Origin of the sequence: Flavobacterium buctense, from assembly GCF_014486695.1 — a bacterium.
GTDB lineage: Bacteria > Bacteroidota > Bacteroidia > Flavobacteriales > Flavobacteriaceae > Flavobacterium > Flavobacterium buctense.
Map to the genome: position 1 here is coordinate 178807 of NZ_JACTAB010000002.1, position 25333 is coordinate 204139.

General features: G+C 36.4%; 17 protein-coding genes. 11 read left to right on the top strand and 6 right to left on the bottom strand.

From position 1 onward, the window contains the following. The first annotated feature begins 4 nt into the window (after positions 1-4). From ICG50_RS04835 to ICG50_RS04875, 9 genes are all read left to right on the top strand, one after another. Positions 5-1846 carry an outer membrane protein assembly factor BamB family protein gene (locus ICG50_RS04835; protein ID WP_187659791.1) on the top strand — a complete coding sequence of 614 codons (1842 nt, stop codon included), beginning with the start codon at positions 5-7 and terminating at the stop codon, positions 1844-1846. A 63-nt stretch (positions 1847-1909) separates the two neighbouring features. Further along, on the top strand, positions 1910-3334 hold the full coding sequence (locus tag ICG50_RS04840) for a hypothetical protein (RefSeq protein ID WP_187659792.1): 1425 nt from the start codon (positions 1910-1912) through the stop codon (positions 3332-3334). Between the two features lie 82 nt (positions 3335-3416). Next, on the top strand, positions 3417-3947 hold the full coding sequence (locus ICG50_RS04845; protein ID WP_187659793.1) for a DUF6252 domain-containing protein: 531 nt from the start codon (positions 3417-3419) through the stop codon (positions 3945-3947). 102 nt (positions 3948-4049) lie between these two features. Beyond that, entirely contained in the window at positions 4050-5552 is a 1503-nt protein-coding gene (locus ICG50_RS04850) for a T9SS type A sorting domain-containing protein (RefSeq protein WP_187659794.1), read from the top strand. 13 nt (positions 5553-5565) lie between these two features. After that, a complete protein-coding gene (locus ICG50_RS04855) occupies positions 5566-5847 on the top strand; it encodes a hypothetical protein (protein WP_187659795.1) in 282 nt (93 codons plus the stop codon). 50 nt (positions 5848-5897) lie between these two features. Beyond that, positions 5898-7790, top strand: coding sequence for an ATP-binding protein (locus ICG50_RS04860; RefSeq protein WP_187659796.1), 1893 nt, complete (start codon positions 5898-5900; stop codon positions 7788-7790). Positions 7791-7799: 9 nt separating this feature from the next. Then, positions 7800-9752, top strand: a complete 1953-nt coding sequence (locus tag ICG50_RS04865; protein WP_187659797.1) for a tetratricopeptide repeat-containing sensor histidine kinase — start codon at positions 7800-7802, stop codon at positions 9750-9752. A gap of 245 nt (positions 9753-9997) precedes the next feature. After that, positions 9998-10645: a response regulator gene (locus tag ICG50_RS04870; RefSeq protein WP_187659798.1), complete on the top strand. Its 648-nt coding sequence runs from the start codon at positions 9998-10000 to the stop codon at positions 10643-10645. Between the two features lie 7 nt (positions 10646-10652). Further along, a complete protein-coding gene (locus ICG50_RS04875) occupies positions 10653-12236 on the top strand; it encodes a hypothetical protein (protein ID WP_187659799.1) in 1584 nt (527 codons plus the stop codon). Between the two features lie 32 nt (positions 12237-12268). Here the strand turns inward: ICG50_RS04875 and ICG50_RS04880 are convergent, their stop codons facing one another. The 5 genes from ICG50_RS04880 to ICG50_RS04900 all read right to left on the bottom strand — a co-directional run bounded on the left by ICG50_RS04880 (position 12269) and on the right by ICG50_RS04900 (position 17545). Further along, a complete protein-coding gene (locus ICG50_RS04880; protein ID WP_187659800.1) occupies positions 12269-12577 on the bottom strand; it encodes a rhodanese-like domain-containing protein in 309 nt (102 codons plus the stop codon). 69 nt (positions 12578-12646) lie between these two features. Continuing rightward, positions 12647-14404: an aromatic amino acid hydroxylase gene (locus ICG50_RS04885; RefSeq protein ID WP_187659801.1), complete on the bottom strand. Its 1758-nt coding sequence runs from the start codon at positions 14402-14404 to the stop codon at positions 12647-12649. Positions 14405-14746: 342 nt separating this feature from the next. Then, entirely contained in the window at positions 14747-15277 is a 531-nt protein-coding gene (locus tag ICG50_RS04890; protein WP_187659802.1) for a DUF4136 domain-containing protein, read from the bottom strand. A 15-nt stretch (positions 15278-15292) separates the two neighbouring features. Beyond that, positions 15293-17269 carry a urocanate hydratase gene (locus ICG50_RS04895; protein WP_187659803.1) on the bottom strand — a complete coding sequence of 659 codons (1977 nt, stop codon included), beginning with the start codon at positions 17267-17269 and terminating at the stop codon, positions 15293-15295. A gap of 96 nt (positions 17270-17365) precedes the next feature. Next, positions 17366-17545, bottom strand: a complete 180-nt coding sequence (locus ICG50_RS04900; protein WP_121311703.1) for a C1orf53 family protein — start codon at positions 17543-17545, stop codon at positions 17366-17368. 28 nt (positions 17546-17573) lie between these two features. On the opposite strand from ICG50_RS04900, the gene ICG50_RS04905 reads away from it, so the two are divergent. Then, the gene (locus ICG50_RS04905) at positions 17574-17900 is read left to right on the top strand and encodes a hypothetical protein (protein WP_187659804.1); all 327 of its coding nucleotides are present in this window, start codon (positions 17574-17576) and stop codon (positions 17898-17900) included. Here ICG50_RS04905 and ICG50_RS04910 read toward each other — a convergent pair whose 3' ends face one another. Next, positions 17901-23144, bottom strand: a complete 5244-nt coding sequence (locus ICG50_RS04910; protein ID WP_187659805.1) for a hypothetical protein — start codon at positions 23142-23144, stop codon at positions 17901-17903. Positions 23145-23572: 428 nt separating this feature from the next. Between ICG50_RS04910 and ICG50_RS04915 the strand changes: the two genes are divergently transcribed. Continuing rightward, positions 23573-25285: a T9SS type A sorting domain-containing protein gene (locus ICG50_RS04915; RefSeq protein ID WP_246448719.1), complete on the top strand. Its 1713-nt coding sequence runs from the start codon at positions 23573-23575 to the stop codon at positions 25283-25285. The last annotated feature ends 48 nt before the right edge of the window (positions 25286-25333 follow it).

A 25333-nucleotide genomic window follows, 5' to 3' on the forward strand; every position in this document is an offset into this window, starting at 1 on the left:
AACAATGAAGAAAATTACTTTAGTAATGTTGATGCTAAGTTTAGCCGTCGCGTTACCAGCAAATGCCCAATTCGGAAAACTGTTGGGCAAAGGCAAATCAGCCGGGAAAAAATCGGGAAGTTTTGCCACAGTATGGGAGTCAGAATTTGATAATAAAGCCTCTCGTTTGGCGGTTTCCGTTAACAATGGAAAATATATCTTGGCTACCGATGAAAATTCTGCTACGGTTTTAGATGCGAATGGAAAAATGATTTGGAGTGGCGATTTTAAGAAAATAACCACCAACAAAACCAACAAGTGTGAATACCAATATGTTGTTCAAAAAGAAGGAGAAAAAGGCGGTTATCTTTTTCTCTTTGATGAAAGAAAATTGGGAACAGACAGGGTAGCTTGTATTGATGTTGTTACAGGAAAAGAATTATGGAACTCAGAAGAATACCAAAATTTAATTCCTAAAGGCACCAAAGCAGAAGAAGGAACCGATGAAGGTGAATTGGAAACAGTAAAATACATTTATGAGCTAGATTCTTTTTTGATTTCACAAAAGGGTTCAGTTATTTTAGTAAAAGCAAACACTGGAGAAAAAGTTTGGGAAACCAACAGATTCAAAGGAGGTGTTGGGAAATATATTTATGATGATAAAAAGAATGAAATCATAATCATAAACTTCAAGCCAACAGCTTTAGGTGCTTTATTTGCCGGATTTAAAAACCAGTTGGTGAAAATCAATGCAGTCAATGGAGAAATTCTTTGGGATGCGACTTTCTTAGGAACTATTGAAAAAGAATTGGTTACACGCAGAGCAATAGTTGACTTGTGGATTAAAGGAGATAAGTTATTTATGTATTTAAATGGTTTACAAGTATACAACATCAACAACGGGCAAAAAATTTGGGAAGCGACTTATGAAACCGATATGGCCGGTGCCAATGGCGGATTATTCAGCGGAGGTAAAAGATCTAAAATTTACAGAACATTAGCCGATCCATTATTTACCGATGATGCGGTTTATATTGTGATGCTTGGAACCAGAGACCGAACTAAATATGTTGAAAAACACGATTTAAATTCAGGCAAATTACTTTGGGCATCAGAAAAAATTACCGGTGCATTTTGTATGCCTAACATGTATAAAGTTGGTAGTAAAATTTTAATCCAAGTTGGCGGTAAAGTGCAAGTACAAGAGTACCGATTGGAAGAAGTTTCTAGTGGTCTTTCAGCCGGAATGGCATTGGGAGGTTTTGGAGGCGGCACTGCAAAACAATGGGTTCCCTATATTTATTGGGATTATAAGGCACAAAAAAGCTCAGTTTTATGTGTAGATGATCAGACAGGTAAAACGGCTTGGAGATCCGAGAAGTTTGATAAGAGAATTACAGATTTTGTAATCAATGACGATAAAAATCTTTTTGTTGGTGATGGAGATGAATTTTATGGATACGATGTAGATTCAGGAACGCAGCTATTTGATGTAAAGCACAATGATGCTAAAGTAGGAAAAGCTACAGATGTAATTGATTTTGGTGAAAATGTTGTAGTGCTATCTGAAAAAGGATTGGCTTCCTATTCCAAAAAAGACGGTAAAAGAGTTTACGCTACCGAAAAAATAAAAGGGGTTGATTATTTCTATGAAATAGGGGGAAACTATTACTTGAGAGACCAAAGAAACAGTAAAAATATTATCTATGGTATTGATATGACTAATGGGGAAACCAAAGGTTCAGTTCAATCTAAGGGAAAAGGAGGAAGTCCGCAATATGGTGCCGGAATTGATATTTCGGATGATGGCGAATTTATTTTCGCTTTCAAAGGTAAAAAAGTCGAAAAAATTAAAGTAAATAATTGAGTTTTATAGGAAGTTAGTTACAGGACTGCAAGCAATTGCAGTCCTTTTTTAATCACAATCATTATGAAAAAAATAGTTACTCTCTCTGTAGTCTTCTTTACTTTTTTTTCGGTCAATGCACAGCAAATTCAATGGGCCAATAAACTGATTAAGTTTTCTTCTGATTTAGGCGGAAAGCAGCATGGTATTAAAAGGATTCTTGGCCGTCCCGATGTTTTCCCGCAAGGCGGAAGCAGTCCCAATGCATGGACACCAAAAAATGCTTTGGATGGTTATGAATGGGTGCAAGTGGGTTTCGAAAAACCACAAACGGTGAAACAAGTAGCCGTATTTGAAAACTTAAATGCGGGTTGCGTTGTTAGTATTTCAGTGGATGATGGTTCCGGAAAATACAAACGCGTTTGGTCGAGAAAGCCCAATTATAAAACAGTAACTTTCAAAGCAACAATTCCGGCAGATAGGAATTACTATTTCAAACGCAAACGAAGAAAAATTCAAGAAAGCCCCGATGTAATTAATCCAGGTGTAGAATATGCTATTCTTGACGAGGTTGTACAAGGCGTTGTAGCCGTCAGAGTAGAATTCAATTTTGCTTTGCTTCCAGGACAAAAAGAAGTAGACGCCATAGGAATTTCTGATTCTGAAATACCTATTCAGCCAACTGTCAATACGATTCCGGCTTTTGAAAGTTTAACTGTTGCTAAAACATTACAGTTACCAGATATCGTTCCATTATGTCCAACGGTGTCTTTTGATGGAAACACACTTTTTGTAACCGGAATAAACGAGAAAAAAAATGAAATATTTTCATTTACCAAAGATGCGTCAGGACAATGGGCTCATAAAAAACTTGTGACTGAATTAAATACCGGTGAACGTTTTAATTACGTGAAATACATTGGTGCTAATTATTTAGTTAAAGGAGGAAATCACTACAGCAGCGGTACAACTGAAACAGGGTTTGAATTGTTTGAATATAATAATGGCCATTACAATGCTCTTGGGCCATTAAAAGTAACTGCCTATAATAATTATGATGATACTGCAGAAGCTTTCCTGACAGCCGACAGAAAGGTATTGTTTATGGGTGTTGAAACCGATTTTTCTCAAGGCGCAAGTGACTTGTATTTTGCATTTCAAAAAGAAGACGGTACATACGGGCTTTTGCAAAATATGGGTAAAGTAATTAATTCTGCGTCTGATGAAGGCATGTGTCAATTGCTGTCTGATAACAAAACCATGTTGTTTAGCAGCGACGGTTTTAGTGCCATTGGTAGCTTTGACATTTATGTTTCTTACAGGTTAGATGATACCTGGAAAAACTGGTCGGAACCAATAAATCTTGGAAGCAAAGTAAACTCAATTGACTTTGATGGATTGCCTTTTTACGATGAAAAAAATGAAGTATTGTATTATATCTCGAGTGAAAATGAAGCCAATATCTTAAAATATAGTAGTATTCCAAAGAGTGTTTTGATGAAAAAATGAGTAAAAATACGACAAATGCCGTATTGAATTCCCTAAGAAAAATGTACAGATTTGCATCAATAACCTTTAACCTTTAAATATTATGAAGACAATTAAAAAAATCGGAATCGTTTTAACTATGGTTTTTGCCACTTTACTTTCGTCATGCAGCAGCGATGATGGCGGAGGCGGAGGCGGAACCGCATCATTAGGACAAGTAAAAGCCAAAGTAGGTGGCACTAATTTTACCTCAATGGATTTAGCAACTTTCGCAACAAAACAAGTAATAGGTGGTTTTACTACTATTATTGTTCAAGGAAGTGATGCTTCTGGGAAAGCAATTCAATTGATATTAAGTGATTACGATGGAGGTACCGGAACTTATGCAATCAGTGATGATGCTAATATTTCTGCTATTGCGTCCTACATTGAAGCCAATATTAGCAATCCAATGGCTTCACAAACTTGGGCAGCTCCTTATGATGGTTCAGGTTCTGTCGGTTCAATTACAATAACTGAAATTTCAGATACCAATGTAAAAGGAACATTCAATTTTACAGGTAAAAACCAAGATGGCGATGATACAAAAGCAATTACCAATGGTGCTTTTAACGTAAATTTCACCTCGAACTAATTTTACTAGATATACCATTTCTTCATAAAAATACGGCGTATGCCGTATTTTTTTGCGTTTGTTTTTCATCGAATTTTACCTAAACAATTAAACCTAAATGATATGAAAGCAACTTTACTTTTTTTAGCACTGTTTTTTTTGCCTATAGTAGGATTAGCTCAGGCTGGAACTTTGGATACTACTTTTGATTCTGATGGAAAAAAATATTTTGGATTTAGCTCACAAAACGACTATGGAGAATTTGTCTTGATTCAACCTGATAATAAAATTATTGCCGGAGGAAATTCTTCATTAACCGGAGGAAATTTGTCTTTTTCCTTGGCTCGAATGCATCCAGACGGCTCTTTTGATGATACTTTCGGGACTAGTGGAAAAGTAACCACAACTTATGGAACTGAAGGATTTGAAGCGGTGTCCGGTGCACTACAATCTGACGGAAAAATTATTGTCATTGGTACATCTTTTATCAATTCAAGTCTTGGAACTGCTCAAGTTGCTGTAGTCAGATACAATACTGACGGAACTTTGGATACTTCATTTGATGCCGATGGAATTGTATTAACCCAAATTTCAACTTCTAATGAAGATTTCGGTAAAACAGTTAAAATACAACCCGACGGAAAAATATTGTTAGCCGTTCAATCGCGTATTGATTTCAATAGGGATTTTGTTCTGGTTCGCTATAATTCCGATGGAAGTTTAGATACTACTTTTGATTCTGATGGAATTGCCCGAACCAATTTGCCAACCCAAGAAGCCATCTATGATATTGCCCTACAAAATGATGGTAAAATCATAGCTACCGGATATATTGCCAATACTAATGATGATTTGAGGGTTGCGAGATATAATGGCAACGGAAGTTTGGATACTACCTTTGGAACGAATGGTTTCTTTACCTATGATTTTGCATCTAATCACAATTATGGTGCTTCGGTTGCAGTGACTTCTGACAATAAAATTATTATTGGCGGAAGGTACCAAAACACCTCTTTTTTTAGTCCTTTTGTGGCTAAGTTAAATAGTAATGGAACTTTTGATGCGAGTTTTGATTCGGATGGGATTTTAATTTTAACCACAGATGAATCTATAAGTGATGTCGCAATTCAGTCAGATGATAAAATAATAACATTCGGAACTTCTAACAGTAAGTTTGGAGTTTGGAAACTCAACAGTAATGGTACTTTTGATACTACTTTCGGTAATAATGGAAAAGCGGAAATCTTGGTAAATACCATTTTAAGTTTCGGCAATGGAGGTACATTGCAAGCAGACGGAAAAATTGTTATGATCGGACTAACCTTTGAAAGTCAGTTTATGAAATATGGTGTAGTTCGTTTGAATAACAACGCACCATTAGCCAATTCTTCTTTTGCAGCAGCGGATTTAATGATTTATCCCAATCCTTCTAACGGAACATTTTTTATTCAAAATGCCGCAGAATTAAGCCGTGCCGAAGTTACTATTTACAATCTTATTGGACAAGAAGTCACCAATTTTAAAATGATTTCTGCAACACAGGAAGTTACACTCCAAAAAGGTGTATATGTTGTTGAAATGGTAAATGAGCGCAGTAAAGTCTCCAAAAAAATAGTGGTTAACTAAAACCAATACCATTATGATTTACCTACTAGTTTCAATCACTGTAATACTTTCTTTGGTTATTGTATATTTGATTTTGCAATTCCATCAAAGTCAAAAAGCATTTCAGCAAAAACTCAAGGTTTTTGAAGACTTTATGGTCGAATTAAACAGCGAACAAAAAAAGCAATCCATACAACTCAGGCTTTCGGATGATCTAAAAGCAAAGTTGAAAGAAGTCAATGCCGCTTTAAGCAAAAATGTTTTTGAATTAAATTATCAATTGATGGAAGATTTATATCCAAAAAAGGAAATGTAAACATTGAAAATTTTAACATTTTTAATACATTTATGGTATACAATCTCTACATGAAAAACTTTTACTACTTCATACTGTTCACATTGCTTTTTTCAGTAGAGGCAAATTCTCAGGATTTCAAAAAAACATTGGTCAAAGCTTTTACCTCACAAGATTCTTCTGAATATTATTTTAAAATTGCCAAAAAAAACATCAAAAGCATTGACGATGAAGCACAATACTATTTTTGTAAAAATGCCCGTTATTGTGATTACAATCAATTAGACAGCGCTATTGTTTACGGACAAAAAGCACTAAAACTTTTAAAAAACGGTAACGATGTTAATTCGTTATTAACGGTTTATAATAATCTTGCGAAAGTTTACCGAAAACAAGGGCAATACGATAAAGCTATTGATTACTCGCTGCAAGGCATCAGAGTAGCCGAAATAGAAAAAAAAGAAAATTGGATTGCTTTTTTCAATGCCATGTTATCCCTTACTTATCACGATTTTGAAAGTTATCAAAAAGGCGTTTTTTATGGTAAAAAGGCTTTGAAATATTGGGTAAGCCAAAAAGAAAAAAAGCCCAATATGATTAGTAATGCACTCAATGCCATTGCTATCAACTTTGACGATTGGAACAAACCAGACAGCGCTTTGTATTACCACAAAAAAGTATTCAAATATTTCAAAGGCATAGACACTCTCAACATAGGTGAAACTTACAACAATATTGGAAATACATTATTAAAGCAAAAAAAATACAGAGAAGCCAAAAGGTGGATCAGTTCAGCACTCCAAATCAACGATAAGAATTTTGAGATGAGCAATGGTGTGAAAGACAATGATTACTACTATGAACGCGCAACGAATTACACTAATTTAGCTACGATAGCCTACGAATTAGATGATTTTAATGAAGCCGAAAAGCTATTTGAAAAAGCTTACATATATGCTAAAAAAAGTGACAATGCCGAAAAATTAAGAGATTTTTATTACCAAAGGGCTCTATTTAATAAGAAACGAAATAACCTTTCCAAAGCAGTTCAAGACCAAGAAAGTTACATAAAAATTAGGGATTCTGTTTTTGATGTGGAACGCGCCCAAAACTTCTCCGAACTCGAAGCCAAATACCAAAACGAAAAAAAAGAAAAACTACTGTTACAATCCAGAGCGGAAATTAGAGAAAGAGAAATCGAAATCAAAAGTAAAAACACACAATTCCTTATTTTAGGTTTGGTTTCCTTGGCCTTGCTAGCCATTATTTATTTGGTTTATCGCCAACAAAAAATGAAAATTAAGCAACAAGAACAAGAGTTTGCCCTCAAATCGGCGATTGCTAAAATTGAAACCCAAAACAAATTACAAGAACAGCGTTTAACCATTTCCAGAGACTTGCACGATAATATCGGGTCGCAACTTACCTTTATTATTTCTTCGGTAGACAACATTAAATATGCTTTCGATATTCAAAATGCCAAGTTAGATTCGAAACTTTCAGGGATTAGTAATTTTGCCAAATCAACCATTATTGAGCTTCGAGACACTATTTGGGCGATGAACAAAAGCCAAATCACTTTCGAAGATCTTCAAACTCGAATTCATAATTTTATCGATAAAGCCAAAGAGGCTAAAAACGAAATTCAGTTTGATTTTTTTGTCGATGCCGAATTAAAAGAGCGCCAATTCTCCTCCATTGAAGGGATGAATATTTACAGAACCATTCAGGAAGCCATCAACAATAGCATCAAATATGCTGAAGCTGATAAAATCCAAATTCAGGTACACAAAGCCAATAATCAAATTCAAATTGTCATTGAAGACAACGGAAAAGGTTTCGATTTAAGTGCTACTGAAAAAGGAAATGGTTTGCTCAATATGCAAAAACGAATAACCGAAATCAATGGAACATTCGATATCCAAAGCTCAGATTCCGGAACTAAAATCAGTATTTTGTTATAAGTTAAGGATATGAAAAACACTTTGATTTTATACTTTCTATTGTTGATTTCCATATCCGTTAAGGGACAAAATGCCCAAGACATCATTAACGGACTAAAGAAAGATTTAAAGACAAATCCGGATGCCAAAAAAACAGCAATAATCTATTCTGATTTGACGTGGTATTACTCCAAAATCGATATCGATTCTGCTTTGCATTACGGTGGAAAAGCTGCTGCTGAATCCAGAAAATTGAACGATTCTACCTTAATGGCACAAGTTTACAGCGATATCGGAGCTGTTTATTTTATTAAAGGCGATTTTGTGAATTCGAAATCGAATTACCTATCGGCCTACAAAATCAGAAAACTTAGAAAGGATGTCAAAGGTTTGGCTAAAATCAATAATAACTTAGCCAATATCTACGAAAAGACACACCAGTATAAACAAGCTATGATTGCTTTTTTGGAAGCCCTACAATATTTTGAAAGTGTAAAAGATGAAAAAAACGTCAGCATTATTAAAGGTAATATAGGTTTAATTCACCTCAAACTCAAAAATTATCCGAAAGCTTTAAATTACATAAGCGATGTAATTCAATTCCAGGAAAAGAATGATTTCAAGGAAGAATTGTGTGTGTCTTGTTTGAATCTCGGCAATGTTTATTTGCACATGCAAGACACTATTAATGCGCTTAAATTTTATGATAAAAGCATAAAAGCTTGTACGGCTGTAGGCAATAAAAAAGGTATTTCAAGCGGTTTTAACAACATTGCTTCCATCAAATCGGAGCAAAAAAAGTCAAAAGCCGCTTTGGCGCTTTATCAGAAATCAAAACAAGTCAGAGAAGAACTTCATTCGGATTTAGACAAGGCCAATTTCGATTTAAATCTGGCATTGGAATTTACCACCAATAAAAAATACAACGAAGCCAAGAAGCTTTTGCTTTCGACTAAACCTATTTTTGAGCAAACCAATCACAGTGAAAAGTTGCAAAAAAACTACAAGTCTTTAATCACTGTTTATTCCTATTTGAATAAGCCCGACAGTGTTAATTATTATTTGGATAAATTGGCCCTTTTAGACGAGCAATTATTGGTCAGTAAAGCCGAAAAGCAAACTGCCGAACTCGAAACCAAATACCAAACGGAAAAAAAAGAGCGATTGCTTCAAAAATCAAAAGCCGAAATAGCTATCCGCGAATTGGAAATCAGGAAAAAAGAAACCCAGTTTTTAATTTTAGGATTGATTTCATTGGCATTGCTTGTGATAATTTACTTGGTTTACCGCCAACAAAAACTCAAAAACAAGCAACAAGAACAAGAGTTTGAGCTTAAATCGGCTATTGCCAAAATTGAAACCCAAAACAAGTTGCAAGAGCAGCGCTTAGATATTTCAAGAGATTTGCACGATAACATAGGTTCTCAACTCACGTTTATTATTTCTTCTGTAGACAACATTAAATACGCTTTTGACATTCAAAATGCCAAGTTAGATTCAAAATTAACGAGTATTAGTAATTTTGCGAAATCCACTATTATTGAACTTCGGGACACGATTTGGGCGATGAATAAAAGTGAAATTACTTTCGAAGATTTGCAATCCAGAATCCATAATTTTATGGAGAAAGCGCAAGAAGTTAAAGAAGACATTTATTTTAATTTTGAAGTTGATGCGTCTTTGAAAAACATAAAATTCACTTCTGTCGAAGGCATGAATTTGTACCGAACGATACAAGAAGCCATCAATAACAGTATCAAATATGCTCATCCGAAAAATATCAGTATTAGCATAAAACCTATTGACAATACCATTTCAATTAGTATTGCAGATGACGGAATTGGATTCGAAATGGAACAAGTAGAATTAGGTAACGGAATACACAATATGAGAAAAAGAATAACCGATAATGGTGGAGTATTAGAGATTATTTCCGCTAAAGCTACCGGAACAAAAATCAGTATCCAACTGAAAAAACAGTGATTTTTTAGTTGTTACACTGATAAAAATACGTCATATGACGTATTTTTTTTGTAAAAATAAATAATCAAATTTGACCAATCAAGTGGTATTGATTTGCAAAAAAGCAAACACTTAGGTTGTTTTTATTGTTGTCCTTTTCATTTTGGGGTTTATTCAAGCTAAATCACATTTTGAAAAGGACTTTTTTTGTAAATCAGTGTGTTACTTCAAAAAAAATAGTCAAATTTGTTATATAAGTTTTAACAATGTCAACCAAAATAGCCATAGTAGACGATAATGTTTTTTTGCAAAAAGCAGTAGCCGAAAAGCTCTCTTTTTTTGATGATTTGGTTTTAAAGTTCACCGCCATTGACGGGAATGATTTGCAGAAAAAATTAGAAGCTAATAAATGTATCGATTTGATATTAATGGACATAGAAATGCCGATTTGTAACGGAATTGAAGCTACTAAAATCATCAAGACGAAATACCCTCAAATTAAAATCATCATGCTCACGGTTTTTGATAACGATGAGAACATTTTCAATGCCATTAAAGCTGGTGCCGATGGTTATTTGCTCAAAGAAGTTAATCCCAAAGAACTTCATCAAGGAATTGTTGAAACCTTAAACGGTGGCGCTGCCATGAATCCTTCCATAGCTTTGAAAACCCTTAAATTGCTCAGGAATCCAATGAATTTTGAAGAAAAATGTGATGAGGAAATCAAGCTGACCACAAGAGAAGTTGAAGTGCTTGAACAACTCAGCAAAGGGTTGAATTACAACGTGATTGCCGACAATCTTTTTCTTTCTCCATCAACCGTTAGAAAACACATCGAGAATATATATACCAAATTGCAAGTGCATAACAAACTTGAAGCCATTCAAAAAGCAAAGAATAACAATTTGATTTAATCTTTTTATGAATAAGTACTTTTTACTAATACTCTTAGTTCTAATCTCGTTTACCTCAAGTGCTCAATATGGCGATGCTTACCACAAACCTGATGCGTATCGACTGGAACAAATGCGTCAAGACCGAATGAATCAAAATGATGCTGCTCATCGAGCCAATATGAATTCAAATACAGGTTCTGGCGTTACAGGAAACTACGGAAGCGGAAATAATTACTCGTATGAAAAAACAGCACGTGAAAGAGCTGAAAAAGCCGCAGAGGAACAAGCCAAAGCAGAAAAAGAAAAAAGAGAACGATTAGAGAAAGAACAACAGCAAAAAGCAGATTGGCAAGAATATTATCAGGTCTATAAATATTATAAGTCATTGTTAAGTGAAGACCCATTGTCTGCGGGTGAAATTCATGCAGCTCTTAGAGAAGCTTTAGGAGAAGGAGACTCCAAATCAGATCCGCATTACAGTAGTTCTCGACAAAAAATTAAAGATGCGGTATTGAATTATGCCAATTATGTATCTCTGTTTTCTGAGAAAGAAAGCACGGCAACATATGATGAACTAATTTACTATGCTTTAAAATCGACATTCTATCCCGTTTCTGCCTTGAAAAATTTTGAAAAACTCCAACAACGTTTTCCCGAGAAAGCAGAAGAAGTGGATCAACTCATTTTAACCCAATTAATCCCTGTCTTTTTTAATGGTTTCCATGATGAAAAAGAAGGAGTACACTTCAATACTTATATTCATTTAAGTTTTTATAAAGAAGACAATCTTTTTTTGGATAAATATTTAGAATTAGAAAAAAAGTATCCGGCATTGGCGATGAAAGTGAATGAAATTATAACTACTGAAAATACTCCTTTTGTTCGCTTAGCACAACGCTCTAATCCAAGAGAAGCGGAAGGTTATGCTTTAAAGCAGCTGAATGTACAATGTGTATCCTCTTTTTCTAAAAGCGAATATGCCCGAAAACCAAATTATTATCTTTATTTAAATTTTTATGGAGACGATGGTGGAGAACTCCGAAAATTTGAAGCTGAAGATTGGATGTATTATGCCAAAAGGCAAGATATTTCAGTTTTTAAATTATTAAAATATTTGGGCTTTATTGATGAAAGTGTTGGCGAATGTGAAAGGTATTTAGGGAATTGCGATAAATTGAGTTGTTATGGTTGCCATCGGTACAAAAAAAGTGATGGCTTTAAAATAAAAAGCAGCGACTTCAAATACAATACAAAAGAAATTATAGCAGCTTGTGCAAAGTTAAATGAACCATCGGCTTTAAATATGTATGGCCTAATGATTGCTGCCGGAATTATTAAAGAAGATAAAATAAAATGCTTGGAATATTTCAAAAAAGCAGCAGAATTAGGCGATTACAATGGCGCCTTAAATTATCAAATGGCAGGCGCGTGGAATATTAAAGGATATAAACTGTCTGATTATGAAGATGCAGAACTAGTACTGACTAATTTTAAAAAGGATCCAAACAAAAAAGAAGAATATTACAATGAATTTAATTCGATGATTTGGAACATGGATAGAAATCATGGTTATAACATTGAAAATTATTCAAAAAAGTGGAATAGATAGTAAATAAGTCCCGAGAATTCGGGACTTTTTTATTATAACTTACCTTCCAAACTCTGCCAACCACCGCCGTTAATCACTTCAATGCCAACTGACTTCAAAACAGAAGCCGCTTGAGCACTTCTCATTCCGGAGCGACAACAAACGATTACCGGTTTGTTTAGTTTTTCGATTTCATTTAATTTACTGTTAATCGTATCTAACGGAATATTTTTCGAGCCTTTGATGTGTCCTTCTCTGAATTCACCAACGGTTCTAACGTCAATAATAATGGCGCCTTTGGTTACAAAATCCTGAATGCTTTCGGATTTTCCGCCTAAACCTAACATGCTTAATAGTCCCATAATTGTAATTTTTTCAGCAAAGATATTGGGTAATGGATTGGCTCGCAGTAACAAAGGTTACATTACTATTTACAAGCTGACTTTTTCCAGAAACAATTCTAATCCACCTGAAATTAAATGGGTAATTTCAGCACGGTTTTGTTTTACTTTTTCTAAATGGACTAAGACATCATGAAGCAATGCTGTGTTGCCTGTTTTATCACATAACTCTGCTATTTCAACAGAAAGCAACCAATCATTAGGATGTTTTTCTTTTAAAATATCAAAAGTTTTATCGATAGCAATTACTGCCGGTTTTCCTTCACGGATGTTTCTGATGTTGAGGTACAAGCCTTCTAATTCTTCACGTTCAGGCGATTTCTTGGCCTTAATTGTATGGCTTGAAGGAACGTGATTCACCATGTCAAAACTATTCACGTCAGCCGGACCGGAAAATGCCGAAATGATTTTTTTACCCACAGCCATATCATAAATACCCCATTCCGGTTGGAACAATATAGTATTGTTGTGTGTTACCGTGCAGTTTTTAAAACTGATGATGATGATTTCACCTTGCAAATTTCTTGAACCCGTAATGATTTCTCCGGTAACGATAATGTTGCCTTCGAATTCTAAAGTCACTTTTTCGGCTTCGTAAATGTCATATGCACGTAAATCACGAGGACTCATATCTTCAATAGCCAAGTTGATGCCTTTGAGTTTTCCTACAGGAGAACCAAAACCTTCAGCATGGTATTGTGTGCCGTGACCTACCAATTCTTTTTCGCGGTAAGACAAAGCGGTTTTACCGGTAGTTTGGACATAAACCGGTTTGCCTTCGTGTTCAATCACGTTGGTAAACAAGCCCGAAATCTGAATTCCTGTACTCAATTCGATAGTGCCTAAAGCTTTAGAATTAATCAGTTTTTGAATACCCGATAATCCACCGGTACGCAATGCCATAGTATTGGCAAACTCTTCTAAAACCAAACTTAAATGAGCAAAATCGGGTGTTACATATAACTGTGGCTGAGGCTTTGTAATATCAAAACTTTGATCCGCAGCCGAAATATCATAAGGTATTTTCTTTACGTTATCGGTCATGCACCAAGCACTTTCTCCAATAGATGAAAGCAATCCGGCGCCATATATTTTTGGATTGTCAACCGTTCCGATTAAACCGTATTCTACCGTCCACCAATGCAGGTTTCTGATGCGAGACATTTCAGAGAGTTCTCCCATGTTATTTTGCAGAAATTCTACTTGGTCTTCGGCTTTCTTGATTTCTTCTTCAGGCGTTCCTTCTGCTTCTTTTAGAATGGATAACAAACGAATGGCTTCATACAGATCATAATCGCGTGAAGACGAAATGGCTTTACAACCAATTTCCCCAAAACGGCGCAAATATTCCGCATACTCCGGATTGGCAATAATAGGAGCATGGCCGGCACCTTCGTGAATAATGTCCGGAGCGGGCGTATATTCAATGTGTTCTAACTGACGAATGTCGGATGCAATCACCAAAACATTATACGCTTGAAATTCCATAAAAGCATTGGGCGGAATAAAGCCATCCACGGCAACGGCAGCCCAACCGATTTCTTTCAAAATACGATTCATGCCATACATGTTCGGAATATTATCGACTTCCAACCCGGTTTTTTTCAAGCCTTCGAGGTAGGATTCATGGGCTACTTTTGAAAGATAATCCACATTTTTACGCATTACATAACGCCAAACAGCCTGATTAATCGGAGTGTAATCGTCGTAATCCTGCGGTTTGATAAACTGTTTTAAGTGCTTTGGTAATCTGTCAATCAAAGGGTTGCTTTCAAAATGGGCTTCCATAAATCTGGTTTTGTTGTGTTCGTAAATTTACAAATCTTAGGACAAACAACTGTGATAAAAATCATAAAAAAACGTTGAACAGATTTATTTTTAGGAGCTGTTTCCGGCTTTCCGTTATATCTTTTTCTTTTGCAAAGAAAAAGGATGCCACTACAATCCGGGCTAAAATATATTTTCGTTTCTTTTAAATCTTTTAACTTTAAAATGTGGTTGTGATATACCTGATAGCCACTGGCTGTCCTCCTTTTAATTTCAAATGGGCTAGGTTAACTGCAAAAAAAAAACCGTAACATCTCGGTTACGGTTTATAGCTTAATCTGCCAACTGAATATTGAACACTGCCTACTTCTTCTGCGGTGGATATTGCTCTAATATTTTGGTCACAAATTCTTTAATCATTTCGTCTTTTTTATGGGTGTCTTTAGTTAAAACACCTTCGCCTTCTCCTTGCCAAATGAGTTCTTTTTTCTTGGCATCAATGATGTCAATATATAAAGTGCCTTCACTATGTCTGGTTACCGTGGTGTTTCCTCCCCAAAGAAAAGGATTCCAACCCCAACCCCAGCCATAACCCCAACCGGCATTGAATTGGTTTACGTTAACTTCTTCTCTTTCTTTAGTAAAAAAAGAAATTAGTAAATCGGGGGTTTCACTTTTAGAAAATCCTTTCGCAATCATAGTTTCGTCAATAGATCGAAGGATTCGCTTTTTGTCTAAATCGGAAATCTCGGCTTTGTCAATTCCGGTTTTGTAAAAGGCATATGTCTTATAAGGCGTAAAATCTACTTGTTTGTCATAATCGGAGTTTACTCTAATCGAACTACATGAGGCAAGTAGTAAAATGGATACGGTAAGAAGGGCAAACTTTTTCATAACTATAAATTTTGGTTACAATAATTGATCGTCAACTATAGTAGGGATGGTAACTTTTAATAAAGGTTGCGTTTGCATCGCTCTTTTTATAGCGAAAATGGCACCTTCATTTCTGGCCCAACTTCTTCGTGAAATTCCGTTGTTTACATCCCAGAAAAGCATTGATTCTAAGCGTCTTGATGCTGCTTTTGAACCATCAAGAACCATACCAAATCCACCATTGATTACTTCGCCCCAACCCACGCCACCGCCATTGTGAATGGATACCCAAGTCGCGCCACGGAAACTGTCTCCAATAACGTTGTGAATCGCCATGTCGGCAGTAAAACGGGAACCGTCATAAATGTTGGAAGTTTCTCTGTAAGGCGAATCCGTTCCGGAAACGTCGTGGTGATCTCGACCTAAAATGACATACCCAATTTCACCACGAGCAATCGCTTGGTTGAACGCTTCCGCGATTTTGATTCGGCCTTCGGCATCGGCATAAAGGATTCTGGCTTGTGAGCCTACGACTAATTTATTTTCCTGCGCTCCTTTAATCCATTGGATGTTGTCGGCCATTTGTTGCTGGATTTCTTCGGGTGAGTTTTGCATCATTTCTTCCAAAACCTCACAGGCAATTTGATCCGTTTTGGCTAAATCTTCAGGATTTCCGGAAGCACAAACCCAACGGAATGGCCCGAATCCGTAATCAAAACACATTGGTCCCATAATGTCTTGCACATAACTAGGGTATTTGAAATCGATGTGATTTTCTGCCATAATATCAGCGCCGGCTCGTGAAGCTTCCAGTAAGAAAGCATTTCCGTAATCAAAGAAATACGTTCCTTTAGCGGTATGTTTGTTAATGGCTGCCGCATGACGCCGCAATGTTTTTTGGACTTCTTCTTTAAATTTCTCAGGGTTATTGGCCATCAAATCATTGGATTCTTCAAAAGTATAGCTGGTTGGATAATAACCGCCAGCCCAAGGATTGTGAAGCGAAGTTTGGTCGGAACCCAAATCGATATGCAAATTTTCTTGGTCGAATCGTTCCCAAACGTCAACGACATTTCCTAAATAAGCGATAGAAACAACTTCTTTATTTTCTATAGCAGTTTTGACTCTCGGTACTAAATCTTCTATGTTTTCAATCACTTCGTTAATCCAACCTTGTGAGTGTCGAATGTGGGTAATTTTTGGATTGACTTCGGCACAAACGGTTACACAGCCTGCGATGTTTCCGGCTTTTGGTTGCGCGCCACTCATTCCTCCAAGTCCTGAAGTTACGAATAAACCGCCTTTGGGTGATTTTTTTATTTTTCGGAAACCGTTTAAAACCGTAATTGTAGTTCCGTGTACGATACCTTGCGGACCGATGTACATATAACTTCCGGCGGTCATTTGTCCGTATTGAGAAACGCCGAGTGCGTTCATTTTTTCCCAATCGTCCGGTTTGGAGTAATTGGGAATCACCATACCGTTGGTTACAACAACTCTTGGCGCTTCGGGATGCGATGGAAATAAGCCCATTGGGTGACCGGAATACATGACTAAGGTTTGCTCTTCGGTCATTTCGGCCAAATATTTCATGGTCAATAAGTACTGCGCCCAGTTTTGAAACACGGCACCGTTTCCGCCATAAGTGATTAACTCATGCGGATGTTGGGCCACAGCGTAATCCAAATTGTTTTGAATCATCAGCATAATAGCTTTAGCCTGTTCGCATTTACCGGGATAGTCCGAAATTGGTCGAGCGTACATTTTGTAATCGGGACGTAGGCGGTACATGTAAATTCGACCGTAAGTTTCCAATTCGGCTTTGAATTCGGGAATTAAGGTGGCGTGGTGTTGCGGTTCAAAATAGCGCAAAGCATTTTTCAGTGCTAATTTTTTCTCGTCTTCGGATAATATTTCTTTGCGTTTAGGCGCGTGATTGATTTCGGGTTCGTAGGGTTTTGGTTGTGGTAAAACCAATGGGATTCCTTCTAGTATTTGTTCTTGAAAGGTCATTTTAGTTGTGTTGTAAGTTGTTTGTTTGAGTCGCTGAGCGCCTGAGTAGCTATGTTTCTGAGTTTTTCTCAGCAACTTAGGTACTCTGTAACTTAGTTACTTTTTTTTAATTGTTCCTGTTTTTTTATCAAATCCGTACGGACAGTGACGGCAACCGCTTCGACAGCAATAGCCGCGTTTTAAGTGGTATTTTTCGGTGAAACATCGGTAACCTTCGGGTGTTAAGTAATAATCTTCCCCTTCGATTAATTTATTTTCATTATTTTGCTCGTTCATAGGCACAAATTTAAATACTTTATCAGTAATGATACTAATCGTTTCTAAATATTTAATTCCGAAAGGCTACAGAGGATTGACTGTTTTTCCATTTGTGGTTTTGAAATCTTCTCAAAATAAAAGTGATTCGGTTTTGATTAATCATGAAAAAATTCATTTGCGCCAGCAATTGGAGTTGATGATTTTGCCTTTTTTTATTTGGTACGGATTGGAGTTTTTGCTAAGACTTTTAAAGCACAAAGACCGACAATTGGCTTATCGAATGATTTCGTTTGAGCAAGAAGCTTATGGTAATGAAAAAGACCTTTACTATTTAAAGCAAAGGTCTTTTTGGAGTTTTTTGAAATATCTTTAATTAGTAAATCACTTTTCTGATTACGGTTTCTCCCGTTTGTAATTTTATTTTCAATAAGAGACCGGCATTGTTTTTTCTTAAATTAGAAAGGGTAAAATAATTGGTGTTTAGGTTGTTATAAGTGTCTAATTTTTGGCCTAAGACATTAAATACGACTATCGATTCCATTAGTAAATTGTTGGAGCTAATACTTACGTTGTCTTTAATTATTATCTTGACATTATTGTCAAATGCAAACTCAGGATTACTGAGTGAATTGTTGAGGTAAACTATTTTAAAACGGTCTTTTATGAGGCCATTAGCAACGTTAAATTGATAAGGATTTGTTTTTAAGTTATGAGTGATATTTAACAAGTTGTCTTTAAGATAGATATCTTGGTAGTTGAATAATCCGTCAATTGCAGCTAAGGCGATAGAGTAATCTCCTGAAGTAGGAGCGTTTACACCAATTGGAACTTCATCATTGATATCAAATGGTAATGATCTTCCTTGGATGGTATACAAGCCATTATCGATTAGAGAAAATATTTGTGTACTGCCACTATTTTGGGTCTTGCAATCGAAGAAATTGTCATCTCCCATTGTTGCTTCTTGAACGTAGCCAATTAAAGTTCTGTCAGTCTGCTCATTAGCACTAATGATATCAAGCCACATTCTATTTCTTTCCAGATTTTCAACGTTATTTCCGTTAGAATTTTCGGCTGAATTAGCGAATCTGTAAAAGGAACTATTACTGTAAGTATAATTTCTAAGGCTATTGGTAAAAGTTATACTGTCTGTGGTCGCAGTTCCGTCAATCATTTGGACGAAAAAGCCTTGACCTGAGCCAATAAATAAATCTGCAGCAGCTAAAGGACAACAACTGGTCCCAGTAAAATTGTAAGTCAAATAATCACCCGGACTGTAATTATAAACAAAAGTATCATAAAAAGGGCTGGCGATTACAGCCGGAAGAGTTCCGTGAGTCCACAATCTGATGTTACCCATAATTTTTGTGTTATTGTCATACAAGAACTGACTACCGCGAATAGCAGAGGGATAAGGGTTTCCGAGTAAATTCCAATTGTCACTGTAGTTCGTGATTTCGGCACCATTAGTGCCATAATGTAATGCGGTATTGACATCGTTGCCTCTTTCTATAGGGATGGTTATATTACCGTTATTAGGTACTCCGGTAAAAACGCCATTTAAAGTTGCTGCAACTGAGGAACTGAAGGAAGAAGGCCCGCTGGCAATATATCCTTTTCCGGGAATCATAATATTTCCGGCTGCATTTTCCCAATTACCTTGACCGCCGTTTGGATTAGTAATGGTGGTGTTCCATTTATAAATTCCCCAAGCTGTCAATGGAGAAGCAATATTACTAACATTAAAACCGGCTACAGGTGATGACCAATAAACAAAGTCAAGACTTCGAACAAAGGCATCGCGTTTGTATACAATGTTACCGGTATTGGCAACGTTATTTATTTGAACTAAACTTGCACTATTATTGATTAAAAAAGTTCCGTTATTTTGAACATTTACCCAATCAGTTACAGTAATACTATTATTTGAATTGATAGTTAATTGAGCATTAGCAAAAACAGTTAATGTACCTGCCAGCGCATTATAACTAGAGCCTGAAACTAGAGGTTTATTAATGGTATTAGGGATAAGTACACAATCAGTACCATTAGGGATTGAGGTATTTGGTGTCCAGTTTGCCGGTTTATTCCAATCCGTATCAACAGAACCGTTCCATACTTTCCCATTGGTTACTGTTACGGTTGTTTCATCAGTTAATTTAATTGTTGTTCCATTGCATAAAGTATAAGTAACCTCTGCAGTATATGTTGTTGTGATGAATGGACATACGTTCAAAACATTACTTGTTGACAATTGTGTTCCGGCAGTACCTGATCCTTCAAACCATTTGATGGAAGCAATTGATGGTCCTGATGGAGTAAATCTCCATGCCTCACTTGACGCAGTCCAATTGGTGCTCAAACCATTTCGGTTAGGCGCAACAACAGCTGCTGTTCCCGCTGCATTTTGAATTCCGACAATTGCATTACCACCATTCCATGGGGATACATTATTGTTATCTATATTTTTTTCTTTGATGTAAATATCAATAATATTACTGTTTTCATATAATACCATCATACCGGTATACAAAATACTATTATCGGAAAACATTGGAACATCACTCCAAGAAGCTACTAAAGCTCTACATCCGGTGTTAAGAGTGATTAGTTCATAACCAACTTTCCCACCTACACTTGGATCAATATCATGGTAAACACCATAAATGGTATTAGCAAACAAAGCTCCCGTTGTGCTTGGTAAATCATTACTGAAAGAATATCCTGATCCACCTCCAGCATTAGCGGTGTTAAAAGATAACATTCCGTTGGAACCGATAATACATGAAGAGTAGGAGTTTCCGTAAAAACAAAAATTGAAAGGCAAAGTCACTACTGGAGACCATACGTCATCGGTATTAACACTTACCGGATTTGCCAAACAACTGAATTGGTATGGTGGATTATAAGGAATAGATGAGACAGTATAACTGGTGGTTTGATACATTTGTAAATAAGTCGCTTCTAAATCGACACATGTTGGGGCAGAACAATTAATGGTTGCGGGATCGGCACCATTAAGACCTAACCCTCCGGCCAATACATTAGGACAACTTAAAGACGTTGTTCCTGTTCCGCTTCCCAATGCACAAGGAGTTGTAACACATATGGTAAATGTACCTGGTAAAGTTATACCGTCAGTATATACTCTTACAAAATAAGTCACACCAAACGTTAATCCCGTTAAAGTTGTTGTCTCTGCATTACTACCTGTGGTGGTATTAATACAAGCTAAACTGGTCAAGCTACCGCAACTGCCACTAAATACTTGAAAAACCATGTTGCTAGCAGTTCCAGGTGTAACGGTTATTGTTTGGCGGGTGCCATTGGCTGTAAATTGGTACCAAACATCATCATCTGCGGTCCCGCTACAACCAACCTGTGATTGTGTGGCGCCAAAAGTTGTTCCGCTTGTACTTGACAAACAGTTTTCACCTGAATTAACAGTTAACGTGCTAACACCACTACAATTATCATTGGTTGGAGGAACCGGACTAGTAACACAAATTCCAAAAGTACCATTGTTATCATTACCAAACTCCCAAACCCTGATGTAGATTGTACTTCCGGCGGTCAATCCACTCATCGAAAGGTAAGACATCAGACCGGTTCCATCGTCATCATCACATTCAATTAAGGTTAAACCGCTACAAGTTCCTGAGTAGACAGCCATTCCACTATCGGTCATTACTCCGGAAGTGGTGTCAATTACTAAAATTCCATTAGCAGGAACAACGGCGGTAAACCAGACGTCTCCACCCGAATAACTGGCGCAACCCGGTGCAGTAACGCCTGAAGTTGAACTAGCGCCCGCAGTAGTATATGTTGTGTAACTGCAAGAAGAACTTACCGTTAATGAAATTGCATTGCAAGGTTCGTCATTAGATAATGGCGGTGGCGGTGTTGTACATGTTCTTGAAATAGTAAAAGTACCTACATCTGTGTTTGTGCCACCAGAGAACCAGTAGGCTATATATACATAATATGTTGTTCCTGAAACGGTAGTAAAAGTAGCCGTTTCGGTTCCATTACTACCTCCTACATCATGACAACTAATGTTGGATAAACTGCCACAACTTCCACTAGCAATGGTCATTTCTTGGTCAAAACCGCCTGTTCCAATCGAAGTTATAGTAGTCTGATTACCATCACCGACAAAAGTGAACCATTTGCCATAACTACTTGGATCACATCCTGCGGTATAAGCAAAACTGGTACTCCCAACTGTTGTACCTGCTAAGTCAGAAGTTCCACAAGCCAAAGCTATTGCACTAGAACATGGATTAGCTGCCGAAGTGGTAGTATTTGAACTAACATAAGCACTATTACAACCATTACTGGCTACTATTCTATAGTAATAAGTAGTGCTTGCAGATAAACCACTAATGGCTTGGATAACTGTTGGCGCTAAAACAGTGAAAGGTGAGCCTGCTACATTGCTTGTATAACCGGCATCAGTGGTAATCTGAACTGTATAAGTGAGTGCAGAAGCACTACCGCCTGTTGGGGTTGCCCAGTTTAATGTAAAACCACTTGCTGTAGTTCCTGATACCGTAACGGAATTTGGAATGGCCGGGCATGTAATACCATTGCCTGTTAAAGGACCACTAGCGTTATAAACCGGACCTCCGGAACAGCTGGTATTGTTATAGGCAAATATGTAATAGTAATATTGAGTGTTTCCGTTCAAACCGGTTCCCGGTATTGAGGTTGAAGAACTAGATTGTATAAAAGTCAGACCACTACCAAGAGTAGCAATGTTGGCTGCGCTATAAGTAGTACCATTAACCGGTTGTGATGGTGGTATGCTCGAAGTTGATTGTATTACCAAATACTCATTAGCACTACCAGTAAAAGTGGCAGGTAAAGTTGTGGAAGTTTTAGTTCCCGGAGTATAGGCTGTTGCTTGGCTTGGCGCTGCACAAGCTGTCGGAGCAGATGAGGTAAGAGAGATATTGTCTACTGCAGCCGGAGGCATTGTTCCTAAACTATTGTTATTTGTCCATTCAAAAATTAATCTTACAGTTGTTCCTGCATAAGCAGTTGGCAATGTAAAAGATGAGGTTGTCCAAGTACCTTGACTCACAAAATTCCCTCCAACTTGAACATTTCCGGTTGGAGCAGTACCAGATGCCACTGTTGGATTAGCATAAGTTGGGGTAACTGAAGTCGGTACTATCCAAACCCTCATGTAATCTTGTCCAGTTTCACCTTGAACTATCCAACTAAAACTAAGTGTTATGGTTGTTTCTCCTGCCGGAACAGTAAAATTTCTATAAAAATGCGCAACACGATTTGTTGAAAGGGTATATGAATGAGGTGGTGGAACTCCTGCGGTATTGTTGGATACGTAAGCACATTGATTACCTGAAAATCCAACCGTGGCTCCTGTATTACAAACCCATTGGTTTCTTCCTGAGTTAGTAGATCCTACAGCAGTCCATCCATTAGCAACAAATGTTGTTCCGGTTTCAAAACCTCCATCTCCTGTTGGTGAAATAATGGTTGTTTGTGCTGTTGAGTAATTTATTGAGATAACTAAATAGAAAAAAAAGCAAACAAACTTTTTATTGCTAAAAAAAGTAACAGAATTGAGAAAGGAAAAAATTGACTTCATTAAAAATTTTCTATTGTATGTAATAATTTGCACTATAATATTTCTTAATTTTATACAAAAATGTGAAGATAATTTGTTAAAAAAAATAAATTATTGCAAATAATATGTTTATTTATACATTTTACAGACTAAAAACAATTTACTAACGATTACGATGATTAAAATTTAAAAAAAAGAAAGAAAAGTATTATGTAAATATATAGAAATAATAATTTTATTTTTTTTAATACTTTTTTTATTGAATTTCAATAGTAATTGGGTAAATCCAATTGTATGTTTTAACAAAATTGTTATATATTAGCACGTTAAATCCTTTTCTTGAGTTTCAAAATCAAGTAGTTGTAGTTATGAAAAAGTTTTATTGTTTATTAGTCTTATGGTTTTGTAATATTTCTTACTCCCAACTTTACGTCAGTTCTAACAGCTACATGTTTGTCAATAATCAATATGTTTTTGTAAACCAGGACATTGATTTGCAGAGTAATGGCAATATTTTTTTAAGAAACGAAGGGCAACTTTTGCAGGGAACTACTAGTACATCTCTAAATAAAGGAGCTGGAGTTTTGTCTGTTTTTCAAGAAGGGACTTCGGATAATTATGATTATAATTATTGGTGTTCTCCAGTGGGAAATGCTACTGTCTCTTCAGGTAATGAAAACTTTGGAATTACCATGTTGCATGTTCCCTCCTCTTTACTTGTCAGTAATCCGGCCACTATGCTTTCTGCCAGTTATGATGGTTTATCAAGTAATGGTTCATTATCGATAGCAACTTATTGGATTTGGCGATTTTTATCTAGTGCCAATTATTCACAATGGATACATTCTCAAGCCAATACTGATATTGCAGCCGGACAGGGTTTTACCATGAAAGGAACCAGTGGAAATGATAATACTAATGTTGGAGAAACTGCTGTGAACAATCCCGGTGGTGCACAACGGTATGATTTTAGAGGAAAACCTAATGATGGTAATATAACAGTGAATGTAGCTTCGGATAATTTTACCTTAACAGGAAATCCCTATCCTTCGGCTTTGCATGTTAATGCTTTTTTACTAGATCCATCTAATACAGATTGTACAGGAATTGCATATTATTGGGAACACGACAAAACAGTTAATTCTCATTTTTTATTAGCTTATCAAGGGGGGTATGGTACATATGCACCAGTTAGTACTTTGCCAACAGAATATGGTGTTTATGTTCCTGCAACTTTTAATTCCTATAATATTGATGGTACACTAAATACAATTGGTAGCTCATCAGGATTGTCAATACAAAGAAAATATGCGCCTATAGGCCAAGGATTTATGGTGAAAGGTACAGTTGGGTCACCAACCGCTGTGACTCTTAAAAATAGTCATAGAACTTTTTACAAAGAATCCGATACTTATTCTGAGTTTGAAAGAAATGGAAATAGTCAAGATAACAATACTCAGTCTGAACCGGTTAACCCGTCAGCGCAAATTCGTTTGAATACTATAATGAACAATCAATTTACTAGACAGATTGCCTTGGTTTTGACCCCAACAGCAACAGACGGAATTGATAGAGGAATGGATGCTAAATCGCCTGTAGAAGAAACCATTCCAAATGATGTTTATTTCTTTTTGGATGATAGTAGATATGTTATTCAAGGCGTGGCCTTCGATATAAACAAAAGAATTCCTGTGGGGATAAAATCTACCGATAATGCGACTTTTAAGTTTGATGCATCGATGATTTTAAATTTTGATGAGTCGCAAGATGTTTTTATGTTCGATGCTATGAACAATACTTATCACGACATTAAAAACAGTACCTACGAAGTGGTTTTGCCAACCGGAGTTTACAACAATCGATTCGAAATAACCTTCAAAGATTTCAATTTAAACAGCGAATCCAATATCAAGTCAGAATTGGTGATTATTCAAAATAATGGTTCACAAACGCTTACGGTTTCTAATCCAAATGCCTTAGATTTAAAATCGGTTAAGTTGTATGATATTACCGGAAAACAAATTTTTGACAAGCAAAGTTTAGGAGTTCAAAATAGTTATCAGTTCTCTACAAACGGTTTGGCCGGAGCAGTTTACTTGGTAGAGGTGATAACCAAAGACAATCGAAAATTGGCTCAGAAAATCATAGTTGACAACCAATAAGAAACTTTAAAAGCGATTTATAATCGCTTTTTTTATGCAGTGACAACA

Excerpts from the sequence above, each read along its gene's own strand:
- ICG50_RS04835 (WP_187659791.1), top strand. The coding sequence starts at position 5 with ATGAAGAAAATTACTTTAGTAATGTTGATGCTAAGTTTAGCCGTCGCG.
- ICG50_RS04840 (WP_187659792.1), top strand. The coding sequence starts at position 1,910 with ATGAAAAAAATAGTTACTCTCTCTGTAGTCTTCTTTACTTTTTTTTCG.
- ICG50_RS04845 (WP_187659793.1), top strand. The coding sequence starts at position 3,417 with ATGAAGACAATTAAAAAAATCGGAATCGTTTTAACTATGGTTTTTGCC.
- ICG50_RS04850 (WP_187659794.1), top strand. The coding sequence starts at position 4,050 with ATGAAAGCAACTTTACTTTTTTTAGCACTGTTTTTTTTGCCTATAGTA.
- ICG50_RS04855 (WP_187659795.1), top strand. The coding sequence starts at position 5,566 with ATGATTTACCTACTAGTTTCAATCACTGTAATACTTTCTTTGGTTATT.
- ICG50_RS04860 (WP_187659796.1), top strand. The coding sequence starts at position 5,898 with ATGAAAAACTTTTACTACTTCATACTGTTCACATTGCTTTTTTCAGTA.
- ICG50_RS04865 (WP_187659797.1), top strand. The coding sequence starts at position 7,800 with ATGAAAAACACTTTGATTTTATACTTTCTATTGTTGATTTCCATATCC.
- ICG50_RS04870 (WP_187659798.1), top strand. The coding sequence starts at position 9,998 with ATGTCAACCAAAATAGCCATAGTAGACGATAATGTTTTTTTGCAAAAA.
- ICG50_RS04875 (WP_187659799.1), top strand. The coding sequence starts at position 10,653 with ATGAATAAGTACTTTTTACTAATACTCTTAGTTCTAATCTCGTTTACC.
- ICG50_RS04880 (WP_187659800.1), bottom strand. The coding sequence starts at position 12,577 with ATGGGACTATTAAGCATGTTAGGTTTAGGCGGAAAATCCGAAAGCATT.
- ICG50_RS04885 (WP_187659801.1), bottom strand. The coding sequence starts at position 14,404 with ATGGAAGCCCATTTTGAAAGCAACCCTTTGATTGACAGATTACCAAAG.
- ICG50_RS04890 (WP_187659802.1), bottom strand. The coding sequence starts at position 15,277 with ATGAAAAAGTTTGCCCTTCTTACCGTATCCATTTTACTACTTGCCTCA.
- ICG50_RS04895 (WP_187659803.1), bottom strand. The coding sequence starts at position 17,269 with ATGACCTTTCAAGAACAAATACTAGAAGGAATCCCATTGGTTTTACCA.
- ICG50_RS04900 (WP_121311703.1), bottom strand. The coding sequence starts at position 17,545 with ATGAACGAGCAAAATAATGAAAATAAATTAATCGAAGGGGAAGATTAT.
- ICG50_RS04905 (WP_187659804.1), top strand. The coding sequence starts at position 17,574 with ATGATACTAATCGTTTCTAAATATTTAATTCCGAAAGGCTACAGAGGA.
- ICG50_RS04910 (WP_187659805.1), bottom strand. The coding sequence starts at position 23,144 with ATGAAGTCAATTTTTTCCTTTCTCAATTCTGTTACTTTTTTTAGCAAT.
- ICG50_RS04915 (WP_246448719.1), top strand. The coding sequence starts at position 23,573 with ATGTTTGTCAATAATCAATATGTTTTTGTAAACCAGGACATTGATTTG.